Source organism: Sessilibacter sp. MAH1, assembly GCF_054658315.1.
This window is the reverse complement of the sequence record NZ_BAAGIC010000001.1, coordinates 261,587-284,086: the sequence shown is the minus strand read 5'-3', so window position 1 is coordinate 284,086 and position 22,500 is coordinate 261,587. Positions and strand designations below refer to the sequence as shown.

Annotated in this window: 17 protein-coding genes; 7 read left to right on the top strand and 10 right to left on the bottom strand. The window is 39.8% G+C overall.

The genetic code is table 11. The features are described from left to right. Window positions 1-528: 528 nt before the first annotated feature. The 5 genes from ACYQ28_RS01180 (at window position 529) to ACYQ28_RS01160 (ending at window position 5,580) form a co-directional block, all read left to right on the top strand. On the top strand, window positions 529-885 hold the full coding sequence (locus ACYQ28_RS01180; RefSeq protein WP_460047472.1) for a hypothetical protein: 357 nt from the start codon (window positions 529-531) through the stop codon (window positions 883-885). A gap of 114 nt (window positions 886-999) precedes the next feature. Next, complete coding sequence (locus tag ACYQ28_RS01175) at window positions 1,000-2,820, top strand: NACHT domain-containing protein (RefSeq protein WP_460047471.1); 1,821 nt, start codon at window positions 1,000-1,002, stop codon at window positions 2,818-2,820. 73 nt (window positions 2,821-2,893) lie between these two features. Next, window positions 2,894-3,355 carry a hypothetical protein gene (locus ACYQ28_RS01170; RefSeq protein WP_460047470.1) on the top strand — a complete coding sequence of 154 codons (462 nt, stop codon included), beginning with the start codon at window positions 2,894-2,896 and terminating at the stop codon, window positions 3,353-3,355. Window positions 3,356-3,758: 403 nt separating this feature from the next. Continuing rightward, a complete protein-coding gene (locus ACYQ28_RS01165) occupies window positions 3,759-4,226 on the top strand; it encodes a hypothetical protein (RefSeq protein ID WP_460047469.1) in 468 nt (155 codons plus the stop codon). 580 nt (window positions 4,227-4,806) lie between these two features. Further along, complete coding sequence (locus ACYQ28_RS01160) at window positions 4,807-5,580, top strand: ATP-dependent Clp protease adaptor ClpS (RefSeq protein ID WP_460047468.1); 774 nt, start codon at window positions 4,807-4,809, stop codon at window positions 5,578-5,580. A 902-nt stretch (window positions 5,581-6,482) separates the two neighbouring features. Here ACYQ28_RS01160 and ACYQ28_RS01155 read toward each other — a convergent pair. From ACYQ28_RS01155 to ACYQ28_RS01110, 10 genes are all read right to left on the bottom strand, one after another. Continuing rightward, complete coding sequence (locus ACYQ28_RS01155; RefSeq protein WP_460047467.1) at window positions 6,483-7,499, bottom strand: DUF6976 family protein; 1,017 nt, start codon at window positions 7,497-7,499, stop codon at window positions 6,483-6,485. Between the two features lie 18 nt (window positions 7,500-7,517). Continuing rightward, complete coding sequence (locus ACYQ28_RS01150) at window positions 7,518-8,771, bottom strand: hypothetical protein (RefSeq protein ID WP_460047466.1); 1,254 nt, start codon at window positions 8,769-8,771, stop codon at window positions 7,518-7,520. 1,525 nt (window positions 8,772-10,296) lie between these two features. Further along, window positions 10,297-11,157, bottom strand: a complete 861-nt coding sequence (aguB, locus tag ACYQ28_RS01145; RefSeq protein WP_460047465.1) for an N-carbamoylputrescine amidase — start codon at window positions 11,155-11,157, stop codon at window positions 10,297-10,299. Between the two features lie 14 nt (window positions 11,158-11,171). Continuing rightward, window positions 11,172-12,002, bottom strand: coding sequence for an ABC transporter permease subunit (locus tag ACYQ28_RS01140; RefSeq protein ID WP_460047464.1), 831 nt, complete (start codon window positions 12,000-12,002; stop codon window positions 11,172-11,174). After that, window positions 12,002-12,901 carry an ABC transporter permease subunit gene (locus ACYQ28_RS01135; RefSeq protein WP_460047463.1) on the bottom strand — a complete coding sequence of 300 codons (900 nt, stop codon included), beginning with the start codon at window positions 12,899-12,901 and terminating at the stop codon, window positions 12,002-12,004. Before ACYQ28_RS01135 ends, ACYQ28_RS01140 begins: the two co-directional genes overlap by 1 nt. An 84-nt stretch (window positions 12,902-12,985) precedes the next feature. Then, window positions 12,986-14,143, bottom strand: a complete 1,158-nt coding sequence (locus ACYQ28_RS01130; RefSeq protein WP_460047462.1) for an ABC transporter ATP-binding protein — start codon at window positions 14,141-14,143, stop codon at window positions 12,986-12,988. A 66-nt stretch (window positions 14,144-14,209) separates the two neighbouring features. Next, window positions 14,210-15,316: an extracellular solute-binding protein gene (locus ACYQ28_RS01125; protein ID WP_460047461.1), complete on the bottom strand. Its 1,107-nt coding sequence runs from the start codon at window positions 15,314-15,316 to the stop codon at window positions 14,210-14,212. A 259-nt stretch (window positions 15,317-15,575) separates the two neighbouring features. Then, entirely contained in the window at window positions 15,576-16,934 is a 1,359-nt protein-coding gene (locus ACYQ28_RS01120; RefSeq protein WP_460047460.1) for an aspartate aminotransferase family protein, read from the bottom strand. A 10-nt stretch (window positions 16,935-16,944) separates the two neighbouring features. Then, window positions 16,945-18,306, bottom strand: coding sequence for a glutamine synthetase family protein (locus ACYQ28_RS01115; protein WP_460047459.1), 1,362 nt, complete (start codon window positions 18,304-18,306; stop codon window positions 16,945-16,947). Between the two features lie 284 nt (window positions 18,307-18,590). Then, on the bottom strand, window positions 18,591-19,403 hold the full coding sequence (locus tag ACYQ28_RS01110; protein ID WP_460047458.1) for a gamma-glutamyl-gamma-aminobutyrate hydrolase family protein: 813 nt from the start codon (window positions 19,401-19,403) through the stop codon (window positions 18,591-18,593). Between the two features lie 469 nt (window positions 19,404-19,872). On the opposite strand from ACYQ28_RS01110, the gene ACYQ28_RS01105 reads away from it, so the two are divergent. Together ACYQ28_RS01105 and ACYQ28_RS01100 are read left to right on the top strand one after the other, a co-directional pair. Further along, window positions 19,873-21,207: a glutamine synthetase family protein gene (locus ACYQ28_RS01105; RefSeq protein WP_460047457.1), complete on the top strand. Its 1,335-nt coding sequence runs from the start codon at window positions 19,873-19,875 to the stop codon at window positions 21,205-21,207. A gap of 3 nt (window positions 21,208-21,210) precedes the next feature. After that, window positions 21,211-22,488 (top strand): NAD(P)/FAD-dependent oxidoreductase, encoded by a 1,278-nt coding sequence (locus ACYQ28_RS01100; protein WP_460047455.1) that lies wholly within the window; start codon window positions 21,211-21,213, stop codon window positions 22,486-22,488. The last annotated feature ends 12 nt before the right edge of the window (window positions 22,489-22,500 follow it).

The following is a 22,500-nucleotide window of genomic DNA, read 5'->3' as shown; positions in this document are numbered from 1 at the left end:
CAAAAACTCCTTTCAAAAAAACTGGGTCAAAAAATCCTTTCACAATAAATCCTCCAAAAAAATCGCTTCAATAAATCACGCATTAAAACCTAATTTTGCCAAATCAAACCATGAGCGAGTTACTCAGAATCTATCTTAAATGTTTTTATCGTGAAAAATAATTTTCGTAAAAACAAGAAATCAATTAAACCAACATTTAAAGATAAATTTAATAAAATACACCTTAAAACCACTCAACATTTTTGAGCTAATTACTTCAAAAATAAATAACAATAATATTTTGCCATCTAAAAACATTTAAAAACCACAAACCAAATAAAAAACCTCTGCGACACGCCTTACTACAAAAGAGAAAATAAAAAAGAATATTACGCCAAACAAATACAAACATTGACCCAACAAACCATTCGAGATAGCTTTGCGAAAAACCGACGACGATATACGTCGCAGCGACGGTGTATTGAGGAATATAAGTCGTGGAGACAACTATTAAATTTTATTTCTTTAAGCATTAGGGAGCATTAATAAATGGAAGATTATAGTTTTATACGAATTAGTCTATTTAATGGTGGTGCTGATTCATTTTTGGCCGCCTTAGATTCAGAAAATATTCCTCATAACCGAGTTCAATGTTTTTCGTCTCAACCTAAAACATCTGGAATTGTTGAGAGTATCAGTGCTTTATCTGAGGCAATGCCCTGGAATACTTTAGCTAAGGTTATTGCCTCATGGATTGAAGCCAGGAAAAGTCGAGAAGTAATAATTACTACAGAAAGCAATACAGTAATACATGCCAAAGGTTATTCAGTTTCCGAAATCGAACGCTTGCTTAAAACCACAACAAACCTTGCTGTTATAGACACAGATTCAAGTGATGAAACATAAAAAACCGCAGCAATAGCTCACACTGGTCGTAGGGACAACCAAAACGCTACGCTTATTTTTCTGCCCTCGCGAGAGGCGTTACACATCAGGTAATAATTTACAGCGAGATAGAATATGACTGAACCAGTTGCACTAATGGAAGTTGCGAAATTGCTAAAAAAACCACTCGATGATCTTTATGAAACTGGTAAGTCCAGCATGAAAACTAGATTGAAGAGATGGCAGGCAGCCAACAATATTAATAGTTTGTATAAGAAAATATCGAATATACAGAAGGTTAAAACAATTTGGCAAGTTGAGAAGGAGGTAAACATAAAGACCTTTTACTACCCTTCTAAAATTATTGTAGATAATAAAAGAATCGAGATAAATAAAGCTGAGAAAGTCCCTCTTGATACAAACGTTGTCATTCAAGGTACAGTAGGCCAAGGGAAGTCGATCTTTTTACGATATCTTTGTTCTCAAGAATTAAGAATTGGTAATAAAATTCCTGTTTTTATAGAGCTGAGAAAGATTGACGATCAGACAAGTTTAAAAGATCTAGTTTACACTACATTAAATTCCTGGGGATTTGATGTCGACGATTTATTGTTTGATTTTTTCGCAAAATCTGGGAAATTTTTATTTTTATTTGATGGATTTGATGAAATAGGCTCTGTTTATATTCAGAAAACTATCTCTCAGCTCGAGAACTGGTCTGACAAATATGAAAACCTAAGGATTATAGTAACATCTAGGCCTGACTCAGGAATAGAACGCTCTGCTTTCTTTAGAGTATTTCATCTAGCTCCGCTTACGAAAGAAGATCAAGAAGGAATAATAGGTAAGTTAGCCTCAAATGAAGAGCAAAAAACATCAATTATTATCGCCATAAAAAATAGTTCAAACGATATCAAGGGTCTATTAACCACTCCATTAATGATAACCCTTTTAATTATTGCTTACAAAACGAGTCAAAAAATACCAGAGGAGCTTTCAGAGTTCTATGATGAACTATTTCAAACATTACTTGTAAGACACGATAAAACAAAACCAGGTTTTACCAGGGAAAGAAAATGCGAAGTTAACGAAAGGAGGCTCCAAGAGATATTTGAGGCATTTTGTTTTTTTTCTAGCAAGTACGGTTATACAAACTTTTCACATAGAGAAATATTTAAAGTGTCTAGTGATGCCGTGCAAACTACTGACGCACAGTGTGACCCTGCCTTATTCATCCATGACATAGTTAAGTTGAGCTGTCTAATTGTAGAGGAAGGCTTAGATTATCACTTTGTTCACAAAAGTGTTAGAGAGTTTTATTGTGCAAATTTCATAAAAAATAGAAATGCCGAATTCGCTAAAAAGTTTTATGAGTTAATGCTTAAAGGTAATTGGCATCAATGGAATCAAGAATTGGTTTTTCTTTCTCAAATAGATAAATATAAATTTTTTATATTTTTTCTAAAACCTCACATTGAAGAAATAATGGAAAAGTACCGCATTGAAAAAGAAAAAGAAAAAGAAAAAGAAAAAATAGAAAAGGCGGCATTATTAGAAATTTTTGATAATTCTGATTTTAAGGTTGTATTACGGGATAAGACGCTTGCGCCATATGTAATAAAATTTAGTGGAAATAATACAGGAAATTTTCCTGGCACATATGATCCATATGAATTAGCAACTAAATTAATTTTCCGCTTCAGTGAAAATTTACAACGAGATTTTACAACAATTATAGACAGCCAAAAAGAAGAAATCTTAAGAGTTTCAGAAACCTCCACCGAATTTGAAGAATGCATTGAGATGGAAGGATTAAAGTTCATCCAGATTTGCAAGTTGGAGGATGACTTATTTCAGAATTGTTTGGAAGGAGTTATAACTCTGAAAAGAGTTTATCTAGATATCAATAGCTATATAGAAAAAGAGGAGAAAAAGATTAAAATTCTTGACCTCTAGCAGATACCTGACAAAGCGCTACTGTCGGACTGGTTTTCCGCTGCGCTCTAAATCAGCCGTAAATGTGAGCGTTATGGGAACAGCGATGATTAAAATACTTAAATGGATATTAGTTTTAGCAGTGATCGGGATCGTAGGCACCTGGGGGTTAGGTATTTATCTATTTGATTCAAAAGGAACTGATGTTGCCTTCCAATCATCTGATGGGAATTGGGCTGATAATGAAGTTCTTTTCAAAGGACGTGGTTTTGAATCAATGGTTTTTTATTTCGAGTTATATAAAATACGCTGTGAGGTAGAAGATGTTTCACTTCAGCGAGTAACTGATAAACCGAGCATTTTTAAGGCAAGTCGCTGGTTCGATGATTACAGCCAAAGGAAATGGAAAGTACCTTTAGCTGATCATCATCCAAATCTAAAAGGCGCTTTCTATTATCCAAATGTTTCAATGAAGCACTGCTACAATGGCGGTTCTACAAAAGATGAACTGGATTTAGCGGAGAAAAGAGCGAATGAATATCTATCAAGACTTTAGTAATTGTATAACAAAGCAAGTCAAAATCGTAGCACTACGTGTTACTGGACTCGATAAAGCTCGCCTTTGCTTGCATCGTTATGAGTTTTTATTGTGATTGGAATGCTGGCGATTATCTTCCTGGTGTTAGCCTTCTTTATAGTGGCGTTGCCAGTATTAATCGTGTTCGTAACGAAAAACGAAACATTAATCTCAATAACAGTAGGGAAAATATTTTGGCCTAAAAAGTTCTTTTATTGGTCATCTTCTATAGGGGCGCTATCTTTGTTGGGATACAAATTCGTAAGTTCCATATTTATAGTGCCTGCCTTTATGCCCATATTTTTAGCTCTGCTGTGGGTAAAATTGCTGCCTTTGAAGAAATCATAAAAACAAATTTTCCGCAAATGGCGGCGTTAGGCTCATGAGAAACATGCAAACCTTTTTGAAATATTCTCTACTAGCTTTATGCACCCTTGGGGCTATTTTTACTGCTTATCCTTTTGTGGCTTCTTTGAAGCCTTCATACGAGGCTAACGCTAACGTACCATCATTCAAAACTAACTGGATTAACGTTGGGGAAACCAAGAAAACCCCTGATATAGCGTCTCCTGCGGATGTTTTCATAACCCGAATAACCGAAGACAACTTCTTTATATTTGCAGTTGCTTACGATAATCACCGTAATATTTATTGGGTCGCCCCGCCTTACGATCCATGCGATCAAATAGAAGTTAATCTAAAAGAAAATAAAGTCTTCTGTATATACGGTGACAGCACATACATAAGTTGGGACTTTGACGGAAAGCCTAATAAAGAGCACTTTGCAGAATTATTAGTCCTCCCATATTCAAAAAATGGAAATACCGTGCGATACGGTCGAGGAGCCTAACAGACTGAAATAAAATTTGGTGAGCATGCTATTCCAGAATCCGATTTAGCTACACCAATAGTCATAAATTACATCTCATACCTGTTTTGCTTGTCTCACTGCAAAATTGATTCAACTACAAAGACTAAATTTCTCCGCGTTTTATTTTGATTTTACTAAAAGAATCACTGCTTAACTCATTCCTGATTTGATCAAAGATTCCTGAACTACGATATTATTGTCCCAGCAGGATTTTTTCGCTTTAAGACAACTATCTATTGATGTCTAAAATTACCATTATTAAGACGTTAAAATTTAGTAAACTAAAGCATTAAATTATCGCCTTAGCGACCAATTCTACCCTTAAAATTTCATTAATTACCTTCTGCTTGCCTTCTTTATTTGCATAAAAACGTGGTAAATTTCGTTGTCATTACTCTGCTTTTTTATGCAAAGTAATTTAACTGGCACCGCTCAGTTTTAACGATGCTTAGCATGTACAACAAGCCGTTTAAACATCAGGCAAAACTTGATTTCTGCCTTGGGCTCACCATTAAATAACACGCTGCTTTGTGCACCTCAGGGTGGAACCATAACGTTTATGCAAGTAATTATTTTACATGTTATTAGCTTTTTACTCGCTATTCTTATTCATGAGATTGGCCACCTAGTCGCAGTTTTGATGGCAGGCCACAAGGTCATTGAGTTTTCGGTGTATCCAATAAGCATAAAGCGATGTGAGAATAAATACACAATAAGCCTACAAAAAAATATATTTTCCGGCTTTGTTGCCTATGAGCGAGAAATTAATAAGACCACATGGGGGAAAGAAGTCGCCATAATAGCCAGTGGAGTTTTGGCTAATATTTTTATTGGTCTGACTTTTATACTTTACCACTACCTAATTTCTGACAATGGCCTCTTGCTTATATTCGGATGGACCTCACTAATAGTCGGCGTATTAAATTGTTTTCCAGCAGAAGTCAAAGAACTTGGACTGGACTGTGACGTAAAAAAATTTTTAACGATGTTAAAATTCAAAAGGTCTATTTCGAAAATCAAAAGATTTAATTTAGAAAAACCTCTGTTTGATATTTCTAGCAAACCCAAAGAGAGAAGCAACTCCAACAAGGCACAAATTGAATTTTTTAATGACGATGTAACCGAAATGGATTTTGTTGTAGATATCTTGAAAACGTATTTATATCTGGATGATTTTTGTTCTGCGAGCACAATGTTAGATATTCACAAGAATGGCAGCGTTAAGATCGGCTGGTTTGACGCTGAAGTGGCCATAAAAATAACCGAGCAAATTAAAAACGAAGCAACAAAGAATGGATTTCCTTTTAAATGCAATGTTTTAACATCTCTTTAAAAAAATTCGTTTTAAAAACCTAGCAAGTGACATAAATTCTGGTTGATATTGATTGCTGCATGATGTCTTCAGTTACAGAAAATAAAGTGCTGCATGATACCAAAAGAATATCTAGCTAATCTGTTAAATCCGAAATCCATTGACCTATTGCGCACTAAATAACAGAAATAATTATGAGACGAGATAACTTTGCAAATCATTTTTTTGCAACGGTTTTTTGCAATGGGTTTTCTGCAATCCCTTCGGTTTTAACTCAACATTCTAATTATTAACGAAGAAAACGAAAATGAGCGAAGATGAATATATTGAAACGGATATCAACGATACTGAAACGATATTAGAATTTGTAAAATCGTTTAAACATCAAAAACAGAGATTGTTCTAACATCCAACGGCCAACAGGTTGGAGCAATATTAACATCCGAACAATATGATTAGTTTTTAGATCATCTGGACGCTCAGCAAAATATTGAAGAGGTTAACTTACGATCTGGTGATATGAACGGAGCACAAAATCTACGTGATTTCAAAAAGGAGTTGGGGATATCTGAAAAGGGAAACAGAAGATAATATATAACGTTGTTCTCCATCGAGGAGCCAAAAAAGACGTTAAAAAATTGCACCCACAAATTAGACCCTGAATCATTGCTACGTTAGATGAAATCGCAGAAAATCCAAGGTTAAATGGTGCAATTTTGTTATCTGACTGCGAAGATTTATATAGATATCGAGTTGGTCATCGTCGGATTGTATATAGAGTTAACGACAATGTTTTCGAGGTCTTAGCTCTCGATGTAAACCCCGAGCGGAGGTTTATAAAAAGAAAAGCCGACCTAGGCCGGCTTGAAATCTTGTCAATCAAAGCAGTGACAAGTAAGAGGGGTTCTTTCCGATTTTTACAACTAAACTTTTTCTAGGGTTAGATAAACCAGCGTTTGGGTAAGAAGCTGATAGGCGATTTCACCGAATGCCATAGGGCCGGTTAAATCGGCAGTCTTTTTACCTTCTAGGTCGCAATACAATAGGTTCCAGATACTGTTACACGAGAACGCTATGTTTGTGGTGTCGGTACGACCCAGTGCTTTATCAAACTCGGTAATATAATCTTCAACCGGGCGCGCAAATTTATATTCTACGTCTGGAAAAACCGGCGCATAAAATTTCGCGTCTTCGCGGCTTACATCCAAAATAGCCACGTTTACCAACACGCCTGAGTAGTCAGCAACCAGCGGCCAGCGCACATCAATGTGGTTTTCGGTTACATACTCGGCAAAATTCCAAGTATCGCCATTAACCTCACAACTGTTAACTTCAAAACCAGTTTGTTTAAATTTGATAACCGGGCCGTCACCCTGCTCAAACAAGTTAACGGTTTTAATTTGCGCAGTTTGCTCTTCTGGTAGATGCACGTGCATTGCTACGGCCTGCGCATCGCTGAGCATGCCCGATGCTGGGCCAAAACCTACCTTCGCAGAACGCTCACCCATTTGGTCTACACGAAAGCCGCTCACCCAACCAATAATGGGCGAGAAGTACATGTTCTGGTAATCAGGAGCATGCTGGGCATATTCCATGTGAACACTCGACTCACCCGGCAGAATCAACAGCGTGAAACCATGCTCGGGCGCTTCTTTTGCGATTCGCGAAACAGAATTTACATCGTAAAGCGTTAAATGTGGACGAGCATTAGAGGGAAAACCACTAATAACGCTGACATGCAGCATTTCTTCGTCTACGCGGCCACCGTCGTTGGCCATAAAATAAGGAATTGTTCCAGCTATCCAATTGCCTGATGGCAGACCTTCGAGAACGTTTTCATCACCCGCTAAAACCATGTAATCGCCTGCTGCGATCATTTCGACAACTTCTTCGCGAGTTGCCATTTTATTTAAAAACGTTACCAATCCTTCATCAGCCATCTGTATCTCCAAATCAGCTTATACCGCAGCTGCCTGCTTCATCAAAACTCCAACTTCTTGGCGCATAGTTTTCTGATTTTGACCCAAGAAATCTCTTATACGTCGCGCCGCTTGCAATTTTATTACCGGATCAGGTTTTGTCATAACCTGTGCGCGTAGTTTAGCGAGTAATAGCCGATAAGCCATATGTTCGCTTGGAATGAAATTTTCATTCTCTAAAATTTTCTGCCAAACCTGATGTTCGGCTTCCGGCAATGATAGCTCGCTTGATCTTGGTGTGTTAAGCCACTTATTTAGTAGCACCAACTCCTGAATCAAACTGCGATAATTTTTGCGGAAGTACTCGCGAATTGTATCGATCGATTGAAGCTTTTCAGACTCGGTTTTACCTTGTACAAAAACACTGCGTTGACGCGATATCAACAGATTTAACGGTACACTTCCAGAATTAAGATTTATGGTTCCGCTTAGTAGCTCTAACCAAACTGGGCTTTTTGCCGCCGGTAAAATTAAACGCTGTTTGCTGGTATTTTGTCGAACCTGTGTACGCAATCGATCACTGTTCACACCGCACAATTGTTCTATTTCACTTTGCAGCTGGTTGTGATTCTCGATAAAGAATTTACGAAGTTCAACTGCCAAACTTAATAGCGTCGAGCCACTGTTAGATTTAGCAGCCAATAAGGTTAAACGGCTGAGTAAAAACTTTAACGGTAGCAATTGCGTTCGAATGGGCAGTTGGTTTTTCAACACATTTTCCCAAACGCGATCCACCTCAGTAGGAACGTAAAAAAGCTGATGATTTACCGCGGTCGATCTCTTGATATCTTCAGAAATCAACTGAACCATTGATTCGTTAATTCCTAAAAAACTAGAAATGACGCTGGTATCAAGACCTTTTACCAAGGCAAGAGCAACTTGTTGACGCACCAGATTAGAATAGTTGCGCGTGGGATCGCCTAAAAAAGCTGCTCGATTTAAGACATCACGAGTAATGAAGCCACCTTCGGCAGCAGCCAACTTAGGCACATTAGCGTGAACGTACACTGGGCAATTACCAACGTTAGCGTAGCGCCAACGCCCAGTCACTAAATCTTCTTCGCTACTAATCTTTTTATTGCTGGAAAAGAAAGTAGTTAAAAGCTTTTTATCTCCCGTATCCAGTGCAATATCGTAGCAACGTTCAGATTCATTAAATCTGGCCGCTTTTATAAACCACGGCGTTTGTATACCTAGCGCGAGTTCTAGGTCACGGAGATCCTTTCGGTCCATGGAGTACCCCTGAAAAATACTTTAGACGTGTATGTCCATATCCAATTAGTTAAATTTATTTCCGGTACAAAAAATACGAAGACGACAACGGTTTGAGAATTCTCAAATTTTGTCCTAAAAGAAATGGATTCTTCAAACAGGAAGACATAAGACCAGAAAAGTCTTGATATTGTCAATTTGCTAGAAAAAACAAAACATCGGAAAAAAAGTACGGTTTTATGATTTTTTAATTAATAAATTCTATACAGATATTCTTTCCACCAACGAGAATTTATTTTCCAATTTTGTAAATAAATGTCATTACTTAGAATACGTGTATGGCTAATTTCGCTGATCGCAATTATAAACGATCTTGAACAAAGTTCGTCCAATATAACAAATTTAGGAAAATACCTAAAAATATATGAGGTATAGAAATTAAACTGTCGCTATTGCGAAGGAGTTATCATAAATTAATGTTTAAAGCGCCACATTTTAGATTTAGGCGTCAGTCAATTTCAGAGTTGAGAAATGTTTCAAATTTTCGGATTTTTGATCTAAAAAGACAATTCGAGTTTTCTTTGATCAACTTAACATCATAAAATATGAAAAACTTATTGCCTATTTATTAAAAATAAAAATTGAAGCTTTATTTATTAGTGATAATTTGCCCAAAAATCAATCGGGTTAATTAATTGTTTAAATGCAAGTTCTGTGATCTACGTCTAGTTTGATTGACTTGTCAGGTTTTTCTAATACTTATTTAACCTTCTTTTTTTACTAAATCGACGTATTTACGCTTTAGCAAAATAATCCGATAAAACAGATTCCCAACTATTAATGATCTGCTTTGTATTTTTATTGGGGATAATCCTACTTGGATCGTTGGGCACTTAAGTTGACATTCAATGGGTTAAACAATAATTATTTTTAATATCTTATTTTTAGGAACCTCTGACTAACCCAAAGTTTTTAACACCACGATAACGTGTCGCTGTTTTTAATTTCTGCCAGCACTTGGAATTGTAAAAAATTTGATGTCGAGTTTTTGTTTCTATAGAGCAGCTAATTGACGACAGAGTTAATCAAAGGGTTCTTTAATAATAGAATTTTTTCGTTGAAGATTAGCGGTTTTAACTCTGTTGCAAGAGCAAGTGCGAAGAATAATTTTTTATTTTACAAAATTAACAACATACGAAACATTAAGATTTTCATGCGGTAAAACCCAAATGATGTTCCCGAAAATTTTAAAATCTCTAGGAGTTTTTAATGGGAATATTCTAATAAAAAGTAATTTAAGAAAATTCGTGGAAATTACCTGACAATATTTACAGGTAAAACGTATTTAAAAAGATCGAAGGGACAACGGCGAGGGATTCAGACGAATTCAAAACTGAGGAATTCAAAACTCATAAAAGGAAATTTACGTGTGATTAATTTTGAGAACAAGAAATAATTAAACACTTGTGGAAATAACAAATCAGGGTGGTAGTGGCAATCCTCCGTTTAAGCCTGAGCTGCATTAGCCGGAGGATCTGACTGAAAATCAATGTGGCGTTAACTGTGTTAGAGGTCCGTAAAGCTCTGGTCGACGGTCACGAAACAATCCCCAAGCTCGACGCTGCTGAGCGAACGCGTTTAGGTCAAGGGTTGAGAGTATAATTTCCTGCTGATCGCGACTGGCTTCTTGTAAAATTGCTCCGGTGTTATCACTGATAAAAGAAGAACCATAAAAAGTAATTGAGCAACTCTCGCCTTGCTCAACACCAATTCTGTTTGACGCAACAACGGGAACCATGTTGGAAGCCGAATGGCCTTGCATGGCTCGCTGCCAATGATCTTTTGAATCAATACTGTGATCTTGCGGCTCGCTGCCAATGGCTGTTGGATAAAACAATATCTCGGCGCCTTGCAAAACCATGGCACGTGCCGCTTCTGGAAACCATTGGTCCCAACAAATCGCCACACCAATTCGACCAAATTTTGTTGACCAAACTTTGAATGGCGTATCACCGGGGGAGAAGTAAAATTTTTCTTGGTAGCCGGGCCCGTCTGGAATATGCGCTTTACGGTAGTTATCAAGTACAACACCGTCGGCATCGATTACTGCCAGCGAGTTAAAATAGCATTGGTTGTCTTTTTCGAAATAGCTGATCGGCAACACCACGCTCAGTTCTTTAGCAAGTGCACTAAAGTGACTGAGTAAATTGTTGTTGGTAAAAGGTGTGGCTAAATCAAAGTGTTTGGGATCTTGGTCTTTACAAAAATACGGCGCTGCAAACAATTCTTGCAGCAAAATAATATTGGCGCCCTGCGCTGCGGCAGAACGGACTAGACTCTCTGCGGTTGCAAGGTTCTCGTCAAGATTCCATGAACACGCAAATTGCGTGGCTGCTACTGTAACCATAGGTATTATTGACCTTAGTCTTCGTTTATCAGTTCGCCTTGTCGGCGCGTACGTTCTTCGCGCGAAGAAATATAGTAGGCTGCAAATGCTGCCGTTAGTACGGTCAGAATCATTATCGTAGCAAGAGCATTGATTTTTGGACTTAAACCCAAGCGCACCGACGAGAAAACAATCATCGGTAACGTGGTAGACGATGGCCCAGAAACAAAGCTTGCAATTACCAAGTCATCCAACGAAAGAGTAAATGCCAACAACCATCCAGATACCAAGGCCGGTAAAATGATCGGCAAGGTAATAAAGATAAATGTCTTAATCTTATTAGCGCCCAAGTCCATTGCGGCTTCTTCTAGGGATCGATCCATTTCAGCCAAGCGTGACGAAACCACCACGGTAACGTAAGCCATGCAGAATGTGACATGGGCAATCCAAATAGTCAGGAAGCCACGCTCTTGCGGCCAGCCAAAGCTATTAACCATAGCCACAAATAGAAGCAATAATGACAGACCGGTAATAACCTCTGGCATAACCAACGGTGCCGTTACTAGGCTGCCAAATACCGTTTTACCGGTAAACTTACCCGCCCTTGCTAAAACCAAGGCCGCCAATGTACCTAAAATTACGGCGGCGGAGGCCGAGAAAAACGCCAGTTTTAAACTGACCCAAACCGCAGACATAATCGCGTCGTCGCGAAATAGTTCGACGTACCACTTAAAAGAGAAATCAGCCCAAATGTTGACGCGTTCTGAGCTGTTAAAGGAATAAATAATCAGAACCAGCATCGGTGCATAAAGGAAGAAAAATCCAAACCCGAGCACAATCTTAGTAAACTTTGATACGTTCGCCATCAGGATTTCTCCTCCAATTCTCTAAATTGGTATCGATGGAACAACGCTATAGGTATTAGCAGTAATAGCAACATGATGGTTGCCACAGCAGATGCCACCGGCCAATCTCGGTTGCCGAAGAATTCACCCCACAACACTTTACCTATCATCAGAATTTCTGCACCGCCCAACAATTCCGGAATAACGAACTCACCGACCGCCGGAATAAAGACCAACATGGAACCGGCAATAATTCCGCCACGAGACAATGGCAACGTAATTGAGAAGAAACTTCGGATAGGGCCAGCACCGAGGTCCGCTGATGCTTCTAGCAAACGCGAATCGAGTTTTACTAGGTTGGCGTACAGTGGCAAAACCATAAACGGTAAATAGGTATAAACGATACCAATGTAAACCGCGAATTCGGTATTTAATAATCGGATAGGTTCATCAACAAAACCTAAGCTGATTAAGACATTATTAATAATGCCGTTGTTTCTTAAAATTCCCATCCACGCGTAAATACGAATTAAAAAGCTCGTCCAAGACGGCAAAATAATCAGCATTAAACACAGGTTTTGAATGGAACCTTGCATTCTGGCAATGCCGTAAGCAATTGGATAACCAATGGCCAAACATAAGGTGGTGGAGATGGCTGCTATTTTTAGAGAGCTTAAATAGGCATTCAGATACAGAGTATCGGTGAACAACCAAAGATAGTTGCCAAAGTTTAAATTAATGACGAGTTTTTCGTTGGCGTATTCAAAAATAGCCGTGTAAGGAGGCTGTGCAATTGCCGCCTCAGAAAAAGATATTTTTAAAATAATTAAAAATGGCACGGCAAAAAATAATATTAACCATGCATAGGGTGGAAAAATTAACCACCATTTTTTAAAACGTCGCCATTGGAAATCTTTCATGATATCTCTTTTTGGGGAATTGCAGATTAGCCAAAACGATCAACCGATAGTTAGCCCTACGGAATACAAATCGTTTTAGAAAAATTATTCGGTCAAAACAACGCTCGCGTTGTCATCCCAATAAACCCACACTGGGTCGTCCCATGTGAGCCGATCACCGGCCCATCGAATGTCGTTCATTTCAGTAACAGAAATGGTTTTTCCCGAGGGAGTCCGCACGTGATAAACCGAGTGCGAACCAAAATAAGCAATGTCTTTAACTACACCGCTTATGCAGTTGTATTGTTGATCGGGTTTAGTTTTTGATATGGAAATTTTTTCTGGGCGTAAGGCTACAGCGACTTCTTGACCCACAAAGCAGGTAATGCCATGACCGATGTAAATTTCAGTCTCGCAATCATCGCTGGTAATCGTTACGTAGCTAGGTTCGTCGTCTTTAACGGCGCCTTTTAATATATTTACAGAACCAATAAATTCTGCCGTAAATTGGCTGTTGGGCTGTTCATAAATTTCGCTAGGAGTGCCAACTTGGCAAATTTCGCCAGCATCCATAATGGCAATGCGATCGGCCATGGTCATGGCTTCTTCTTGATCGTGCGTCACCATGACGCAAGTAACGCCTAAACTATCAATAATGTTGGCAATTTCTAACTGCATACGTGCGCGCAGTTTCTTGTCCAATGCACCCATGGGTTCATCGAGCAACAATAATTTAGGGCTTTTAATTAACGAACGTGCGAGTGCAACACGCTGTTGTTGACCACCGGATAATTGATGGGGTCTACGTTTGCGCAAATGCTGCATTTGCACAAGGTTAAGCATGTTAGTTACTTTTTCGGCAATTTGCGATTTATCGAGTTTATCTTGCTTTAAACCAAACGCTAAATTTTGCTCAACCGTCATGTGTGGAAATAACGCGTACGACTGAAACATCATATTGATTGGACGTTCGAAGGGTTCGCGATCGTTAATTCGCTCACCTTGCAAAATAATATCGCCCGAGGTTGGTGTTTCAAAACCAGCCAGCATTCTTAATAGCGTTGACTTTCCACAGCCAGAAGCACCTAACAAGGCAAAGATTTCGCCTTTTTTTATGGTTAAATCAACAGAGTTAACCGCAGTAAAATCACCAAATTGTTTGCTAACTTTACGTATCGTTAAGTATTCCTCATCAGCATTTAAAATTTGATCAGGATTTGCGGAGACGGTTTTTCCAACATTGTGATTTTCAGCGGTATTCACAGCATACACTCAGACAAATTCGCAGAATGCTCCTGCAAATGCAGGAGCGACTTTCAAAGGGAAGGGTTATTGACCGGTTTTAATTTCGGTCCAAGCACGATTTAATACGCGATCGATTTTGGCGGGCTTAACGGTTGCGGTATACAACTTAGCCTTCACATCAGCAGGTGGATAAATAGATTCGTCAGACTTAATTTCTTCGTCAACAAATTCTAATGATGCGGTTACTGGATTTGGATACCAAATTTCGTTGGTGTTTTCAGCGGCGATTTCTGGCTTCATTAGGAAGTTCAAAAACGCGTGAGCCTCCTCGACGTTTTCGGCGTCTTTTGGAATACCAAACATATCAACCCAAAGAAGAGCACCTTCTTTTGGAATGATGTAACTAATTTCTATACCGTTATCGGCTTCCGCAGCATCGGCCTGTGCTTGAGCGATATCACCAGACCAACCTAAGCTAACGCAAATTTCGCCACCGGCTAAATCGTCAATGTATTTAGATGAATGGAAATAGGTCACCGATGGCGCTAAAGATTTGAGTAACTCTTTTGCAGGTGCGCTGCCTTGGTAATCTTTAATATCTTCCGAGTTTGGATCTTTACCTAAATAGTGTAAAGCAGCGGCATAAACCTCTGTTGGCGCATCCAAGAACGCAACCCCACATTTGCTCAGTTTTTCTAGGTTTTCTTTTTTAAAGATCAGATCCCAAGAATCTAAAGGTACGTCTTCACCTAAAACTTCTTTAACTTTAGCTTCGTTAAAGCCGATTCCAGTAGTGCCCCACATATAAGGGATACCGTACTTATTGCCTGGGTCTAGTTTAGAGAGATTTTCCATGAATGATGCGTCAAGACCACTGAAGTTGGATAACTTTGACTTATCTAATGGTAGAAAAACACCGGCTTGAATTTGGCGCGACATAAAATCGATGGTAGGCACAACTACGTCATAGCCAGTGCGGCCTGCTAACAACTTGCCTTCAAGTACTTCGTTTGAATCGAACACATCGTAGGTCACTTTGATGCCAGTTTCTGCTTCAAACTTTTCAATAACATCCGCACCAATATAATCGCTCCAGTTGTAAACTTTTACGACTTTCTCTGCCAATGCATTGGTGCTGGCGAGCAACCCTGCTAGTGCGAATACAGCTAAAGTTGTTTGCTTCGATTTCATTCAATAACCCCCTTCAGGATGTTTAAAGATCTTCGACTAAGAGCGAAGATGAAATTTCAATCTACCTCAACATTAGAGGAAACAACCATCCTTGGAAAAAGACTTATTAAGAACCAATGTTTAAAAGTCCGAGTTGCAGTTTACGATTTCTATATATTCTGTCTACGCAACGCCCGGTAATAATTTGAAAAAAGTTTATCTTTTTTCAAAAGAGCGCCCATTAGATTAAAAACTTAATAACTTGGTATGAGTTTTAAAACTAGGTTTTTAATCGTATCGCCAAATCATCGAGTGACTTGCGAACACGTTCAACCAACAAATCGATTTCTTCTTTTTTAATGATCAATGGTGGGCTCAAAATCATTGTTGAACCAACACCGCGCATGACTAAACCATTACCAACACTGATGTCGCGGCACAAGGTTCCGACAGCGCCTTTGTTTTCAAAAAACTCGTGCTTTGATTTATCTTTCATTAACTCAATAGCACCCAGTAAACCTAGGGTTCTTACCTCACCGACAAGTTCGTGATCGGCTAGCTGTTTCAGTTTGTCGGCAAAATAAGGCGCTAGTTCATTTTTAACGCGCTCAACAATGCCTTCATCTTTTAATATTTTTAAGTTTGCACTCGCAACCGCCGCCGCAGTTGGGTGACCGGAATAGGTAAAACCGTGGTAAAACTCTTCGCCGCTACTTTTTAATGTTTCTGCAATGTGATCGGCAACTAAAACACCACCGATGGGCAAATAACCGCTGGAGAGACCTTTTGCAATCGCCATTAAATCGGGTTTAATTCCGAAATAATCGCTGCCAAACCATTCGCCGGTTCGACCAAAACCACAGATAACCTCATCGGCCACTAAAAGAATTTCATAGGCATCGCAAATACGTTGAATTTCCGGCCAATAAGTTTCTGGTGGAATAACAACACCGCCAGCGCCTTGGATGGGTTCGGCAATAAAAGCTGCGACCTTATCTTCGCCAATGGCTTTTATTTTTGCTTCCAGTTCTTGAGCAACTCTTAATCCAAATGCGTTGGGATCTTCATTAAAGCCTTCGCCAAACCAATAGGGTTGGTTGATGCGCTCAATACCCGGCACGGGAAGATCACCTTGCTCGTGCATAGGCTTCATTCCGCCTAAACTCGCACCGGCAACAGTTGAACCGTGATACGCATTATTTCTGGCGATTATGACTTTTTTCTCAGGCTTCCCTTTACATGCCCAAAAATGGCGAACTAAACGGAAAATTGTATCGTTGGATTCAGATCCAGAACCTGTGAAAAATACGTGATTAATGTGCGCGGGCGCAAGCTCACTTAACTGTCTTGCTAATTCGATGGTCGGCGGCGTCGTGCATTGAAAAAAGCTGTTGTAATAAGGCAGCTGGCGCATTTGTTGAGTGGCTGCGTTAATCAGCTCTTCTCTTCCATAACCAACATTTACGCACCAAAGACCTGCCATACCATCAAGAATTTTATTGCCTTCGGAATCATACAAAAATACGCCTTCAGCACGATCGATAACGCGCGTCCCTTTTTTGGCAAGATCACCATGATCGGTAAATGGATGCAAATGGTGTTGCGCATCTAGCGCTTGGAGTTCGGCTGTGGTTGTCATTCTGGGTTACCTATACGTTGAGTAGCAAATACTCTCGCTCCCAAGAACTGATTACTTGGAAAAAAGTTTCGTACTCTTTATGTTTAATCGCTGAATAAGCGCGGACAAAATCGCGCCCTAGAATATCGGTTAAAGGATTGGGCTCCTGTAATCGACTGAGAGAATGCTCCAGTGATTTCGGAACATTCGAAGAAGGTAATTCGTACGCATCGCCCTGAATGGGATCTGCCGATGCTAATTTATGTTTTATGCCTAAATAACCGCTGGCTAAACTGGCTGCGATAGCCAGATAAGGGTTAACGTCTGCACCGGCAAAGCGTGCTTCAACCCGTGTGGATTCTGGCGTAGAAATAGGTACGCGCAAACCCGCGGTGCGATTATCAAAACCCCAATGGGTATTATTCGGCGCAGCATCGCCGAATAAGATTCGACGATATGAGTTTACGTTTGGAGCGTAAAACAACATGGCATCGGGCGTATGCTGCTGCAAACCGCCCAGATAATTCATAAACAGCTCGCTGAGCTGCCCTTCACTACCGGCGCTAAACACGTTTGCTTTGGTTTTAACATCTATCAACGACTGATGAATATGCATTGAGCTACCTGGCTCATTCTGCATAGGCTTAGCAAGAAATGTTGCATAAACATCATGACGAAGAGCGACTTCACGAATGGTGCGCTTAAAAAGAAATACTTGGTCGGCTCTGGACAACGGATCACCGTGTTCAAAGTTCACCTCCATTTGTGCGGCGCCAGACTCATGAATTAGTGTATCTACGTCTAATTCCATAGCGTCACAAAAATCGTACATCTCTTCAAACAGCGGATCGAATTCATTCACCGCGTCGATCGAATAAGATTGGCGCGCACGCTCGGGACGTCCCGAGCGACCAATCGGCGGCTGTAGTGGAAAATCAGCGTCGGTATTTTTTTGCACCAAATAGAACTCTAGCTCTGGAGCAACAATGGGCTGTAAGCCTTCTGCCTCATACAGTGCTAAAACACGTTTTAATACATTTCGCGGCGCTAAAGGATGCGGATTGCCCTTAGCATCAAAGCAGTCGTGAATGATTTGTGCCGTTGGTTCATCAACCCAGGGCACCATACGAGTGGTCGCCGGATCGGGACGCAGATAAAGATCAATATCTGCCGGATGGACAAGACCTTCGATAGCGTCATCGTCGGGCCAATCGCCGGTGACCGTCTGAATAAATATGGCTTCAGGCAAACGTGTGCCTTCGCTATTTAAATATTTGCTGGCCGGTAAAATTTTGCCCCGTGCGTTTCCGGTCATATCCGGAACCAGAGCTTCAATTTCTGTAATTCTATTCTCTTGCAGCCAAAGTTTTAATTCTGCTTCGCTATTTATCATGTACTAACCAATTATTACCGTCATAAGCCGGTTAAAAATTTGAAACAATAAGTTCACTTATATTTATATTGAAAGCTAAAACAGTCGTTTTCAATCAAAAAATATAAAGACCAATTCAATGGTAAAAATCGTTCTAATTACTCGAACAACATCAAAAATACGTTACTTACGATAAATTTTTAAATTGCTATTTTTTTATTACTCAGTTTTTCATAACGAAAGAGTCACATCTAAAAACATTAACAATCAAATACTTTTATCAACAATTAAAAAAATTTAAATCATTAACCGAGTTTAGTTTTTCGATATTCTAAACATTGTGAGCGAAACCAAGAAAAAATAGCTCGATAAAAAGGCGTTTCGGTTACTAACCATTCTGGATGCCACTGCACACCCAACACAGGCTTGCCTGGCGCACTGAACGCTTCAATTAAACCATCTTCTGCACGAGCTTCGACTCGCAATAAATTTGACAACTCTTTAACGCCCTGCCCATGCAAAGAATTCACATCGACCATTGGCTCATGCCAAATATCTGATAAAACGCCACCATCTTGAAGAGAAATTTTATGACTGAAAGCATATTGCTCAGCCAATGTTAAGGTTTTGTCTTCTCGATGATCGTTAAAACCCGGAGTGTGGTGAACTTGTTGATAAAGCGAACCACCCAGCGCGACATTTATTTCTTGAAAACCGCGACAGATACCAAAGATAGGAACACCACGATCGTAAGCACTTTTAATTAGAGACAACGTTAATTGATCACGAGCCTGATCAACAAGACTCGAGTCAAAAGGCTGTTCATCACTGTAGTGCTTTGGCTCTACGTTCGAATAACTTCCTGTTAGAACAATACCGTCAACTAATGATAAATATTCCTCAACACTTACATTATTGATAGCTGGAATAATAACAGGCATAGCCCCAAGGGCTTGCGTGACCGCATTGAGATACTTTTCCCCAACGCAATGAAAATAGTGTGGCTCCAGAAGTTTTCTGCATGCTGGTAAACCAATAACAAAACTCATAACAACCTCGCGAACAACAATAACCAGACCGTTTAAAATATTCAACACATTAACACAAGGAAAATGCATTTAGCGCCTGAAGGAATTCTCAACAAGTCAAAAAATGTGAACTTAAGAGAATTAACATCATATTTTTTATGACTATTTCGTTGATTGAAAAATTCCTTAGCGGTTAAATGTTTACAGGTCTATTTTATTGTGTTTAATATTATCAACACATAGCCAGGTTTGTACCAAATCGTACAACCTTGACCAATACTCGCAATTTCCTTTACTAAAACGCTATATAATCGGTCTCTGTTTTAAAATTAGACACCAACTTTCTAACGAACTGACGCAAACTCGGTTCAAAACAAAACGTTGCGCACTTCCTATGTGCACTAAACGTATCACTAAATGTCATTACGCTCTAACAAATGACATTTTTAGAATTAAACCAGCTCTGTATTCGACAGAATTTGCTCGTTATTTCTCTATATTCAAGTAACTAAAATTATCAATTTCTAATGAATTCAAGCACAAAAAAGAATCGCACCAAATGTCTGACTCAATCCTTAAAATCGATGAATTAATTAATAATTATGAATATTTAGACCTACTTATACCCGATTGCAACGGCGTTATTCGCGGCAAACGTTTACCGGTAGTCTACGCAAAAAAGGTATTTTCTCAGGGGGTACTTTTTCCGGCATCGTTATTCGCCGCCGACATTTGCGGTGAACCCTGCGAAGAAACGCACCTCGGTTTTGAAATTGGTGATGCCGATTACAACTGCCCAGCAATATTAGAAACTTTAGTTCCGGTACCTTGGGCACCAAAACGTGCACAAGTCTTGTTAGACATGATTGACGATGACGGACGCTCTTTTGCGGTAAACCCGAGAGAAGTTTTAAAACGCTTACTCGCCAAACTCTCAGCACAAAACATTCTACCTACTGTAGCGGTAGAACTTGAGTTTTACCTACTGTCCCCCGATTGCGCAACCGAACCTCAAGCTCCGGTTAACCCAATTACTGGCGCGGTAGAAAAAAGCAGTCAAGTTTATTACATGGATGATCTTGATGCTTATGGTGAATTTATTGATGCCATTCAAAAAACCTGTGAAGAGCAGAATATTTTGGCCGAAGCTGCCATTTCAGAATGTTCACCGGGACAATTTGAGATCAATCTAAGTCACAGCGATGACCCATTAAAAGCCTGCGACGACGCGATTTACTTGAAACGAGCAATAAAAAATGTCGCTCGACAATGTGGATACACTGCAACCTTTATGGCAAAACCCTACGGGCAGTTTTCCGGCAGCGGCACCCACGTGCACACCAGTTTATACAATCGCAAGGGTGAAAATATTTTTGCCCAAGACGAGCGGCATCTCCGCTGGGCGATTGCAGGTTTACAAAACACTATGGCAGAAGCCATGCTTTTATTCTCACCTCACGCCAACTCCTTCCGACGATTTCAACCCAATTCCTATGTTGCGCTGAATAATAGTTGGGGTTATAACAACCGCACCGTGGCTTTGCGCGTACCGGTTAGTGATGATCAAAATAAACGCGTTGAACACCGAATAGCTGGGGCCGACGCCAACCCCTATTTAGTAGTCGCCGCAGTTTTAGCGGGATTACATAAAGGTTTAATGGACGAAAAAGATTGCACAGAAGCCATTAGCGGTAATGCCTATAAACAAACAAAAGCAACCAACCCAAATCACTGGCAAGCAGCTTTAGCGATATTTGAGCAGAGTCAATGGGTCAGTGAGTATTTCGGTGAAACATTTCATCAAGTATTTACCGCTTTAAAACACGCGGAAATTAACCGCTTTAACCGACACGTATCACCCTTGGAATGTGAGTGGTACCTCCAAACCGTATAAGTTATGAACGAAACAAATAATTCTTGGTACCAACACAGCGCTAACTGGAAAACACAATTTCCGCAATTAACTGAAAATAAAACCGTTGATGTCTGCGTTATAGGCGCAGGCATCACAGGTCTTACTACAGCACTTAATCTTGCCGAACAAGGTTTACGCGTTTGCATACTTGAAAGCGAGCACGTTGGCTTTGGCGCATCAGGTCGCAGTGGCGGTCAAATGATTTTTGGCTTTGCCGCCGAACAACCAACCATTGAAAATTTAGTCGGCAAAAATAACGCAAAAATCATTTGGGATTGTGGACTAGATGGCTTAAACCTTACTCGATCAAGAATCGAAAAGCACAAAATCGACTGTGATTATGTTGCAGGACAAGCCAATCTAGCGTTAAAACCCAGACAAGAAAAAGATTTGCGTCATTGGCAAGAATCCTTAGAAAAAGACTACGGCTACCAAACACTTGAGTTTTGGGATAAACAAAAAACTCGCGAAGAAGTTAATAGTGAAAAATACATTGCCGGTCTGTACGACAGCAACAGTGCGCACTTGCATCCCTTAAATTACACGCTCGGCCTAGCCAAAGCGGCCCAAGAAGCGGGCGTAGAAATTTTTGAATATTCTCCGGTAACCCAATTAAAAAAAGGCAATCCCGCTGTCGTTAAAACACCCAAAGGCGATATTACAGCAAGTTTTGTTGTACTCGCTGGCAATGCCTATTTACCCGAATTAGGCGTTGGTCTTCGCAATAAGGTCATGCCTGTGGGCACTTACATCTGTGCCAGTGAACCCTTGGGCGAAGAAAAGTGTCGAGAATTAATTACCAATAACTACGGAATTTGCGACATTAATTTCGTTTTAGATTATTACCGGTGTTCCAGTGATTTTCGCATGCTTTTTGGCGGTAGAGTTTCCTATTCAACATTGGAACCTGCCAATTTAAAAAACACCATGCGTAAAAGAATGATCGATGTATTCCCACAGTTAAATGACGTAAAAATCGATTTTGCTTGGGGCGGTTACGTTGCCATTACCATGAACCGCGCACCCCATTTTGGTCGCGTTACAAAAAACATCTATTTTGCTCAAGGCTTTTCGGGTCACGGAATTGCAGCGACAGGGCTTGCCGGAAAGTTAATGGCCGATGCAATCACCGGCACCGCCGATAAATTTGACGTTTTTGGCAAAATTCCACATATGTCGTTTCCGGGTGGAAGAATGTTTAGAACACCAGCTCTAGTACTAGCGATGGCTTGGTTTAGAATGAAAGATATGTTGCCTTAAAATGACTAAAAT